Genomic DNA, 1,349 nt, shown 5'->3' with positions numbered 1-1,349 from the left:
GGGGTTTAAAGACTGAAAAGTTTTCAGGCTTCGCTTTTGTGGCGAGGGAGCTTGCTCCCGCTGGACTGCGCAGCAGGCCCAATCCCATTAAATCCGGCGTACCTGATGAACTTCATTGGCCTGAAAATCTGGCGTCTGCTGCGCAGCCGAGCGGGAGCAAGCTCCCTCGCCACAGGTTATGTGTTCACACTGTAGGAGCCGGCTTGCTGGCGATAGCGCTGGGTCAGGCACCAACAAAAAAAACTGCACCTTCGGGTGCTGTTTTTGCGTTTGGGGTTTAAAGACTGAAAAGTTTTCAGGCTTCGCTTTTGTGGCGAGGGAGCTTGCTCCCGCTGGACTGCGCAGCAGGCCCAATCCCATTAAATCCGGCGTACCTGATGAACTTCATTGGCCTGAAAATCTGGCGTCTGCTGCGCAGCCGAGCGGGAGCAAGCTCCCTCGCCACAGGTTATGTGTTCACACTGTAGGAGCCGGCTTGCTGGCGATAGCGCTGGGTCAGGCACCAACAAAAAAAACGGCACCTTACGGTGCCGTTCGTCTTTCACAGTCCCACCAGTTTACTTACGCGCCGCCTCCCACGATTTCAGCAGTTCGGCGTAGCTCACGGTCTCGCCTTTCGGCTTCTCGTTTTCCAGTTTCGGTTTCGGAGCGCCCGGTTGGTCGAACCAGTATTGCGCGTCGCGCTCGGGGTTCATTTTCGGGGCGCAGGTGGCTTGGGCTTTCGAGCGTTCCAGGCGGGACATGATGGCGTCCTGATCCTTGGCCAGACCGTCGAGTGCCTGTTGCGGGGTTTTCTCGCCGCTGGCGGCTTCAGCAATGTGGCTCCACCACAACTGTGCGAGACGCGGATAGTCCGGCACGTTGGTTCCGGTCGGCGTCCATTGCACGCGGGCCGGGCTGCGATAGAACTCCACCAGACCGCCGAGTTTCGGTGCCAGATCGGTCATGGCCTGCGAGTTGATGTCCGACTCGCGGATCGGCGTCAGGCCGACGATGGTTTTCTTCAGAGAGACGGTTTTCGAAGTCACGAACTGCGCATACAGCCAGGCCGCCAGTTTTTGCTTCTCAGGCGTGGATTTCATGAACGTCCACGAACCCACGTCCTGATAGCCCAGCTTCATGCCCTCTTCCCAGTACGGTCCCCGTGGCGACGGCGCCATGCGCCATTTCGGCGTGCCATCGGCGTTCATCACCGCCAGACCCGGTTTGGTCATGTCGGCGGTAAATGCGGTGTACCAGAAAATCTGCTGGGCGATGTTGCCTTGGGATGGCACCGGCCCGGACTCGGAGAAGGTCATGCCCGCCGCTTCCGGTGGCGCGTACTTCTTCATCCAGTCCACGTATTTGGT

1 protein-coding gene and 1 pseudogene are annotated in these 1,349 nt (G+C 58.9%); one reads left to right on the top strand and one right to left on the bottom strand.

Features of this window, described 5'->3' with window-relative positions:
- A pseudogene (locus D8U18_RS28885) lies at positions 1–281 on the top strand (hypothetical protein); the annotation flags it as partial.
- Between the two features lie 276 nt (positions 282–557).
- Here the strand turns inward: D8U18_RS28885 and D8U18_RS20750 are convergent.
- Positions 558–1,349, bottom strand: a 792-nt coding sequence (locus tag D8U18_RS20750; protein ID WP_131108319.1) for an ABC transporter substrate-binding protein, incomplete at its 5' end; no start/stop codon positions are given.

The organism is Pseudomonas sp. Sample_10, assembly GCF_004321495.1.
GTDB lineage: Bacteria > Pseudomonadota > Gammaproteobacteria > Pseudomonadales > Pseudomonadaceae > Aquipseudomonas.
This window is presented reverse-complemented; position numbering and strand designations above follow the sequence as displayed.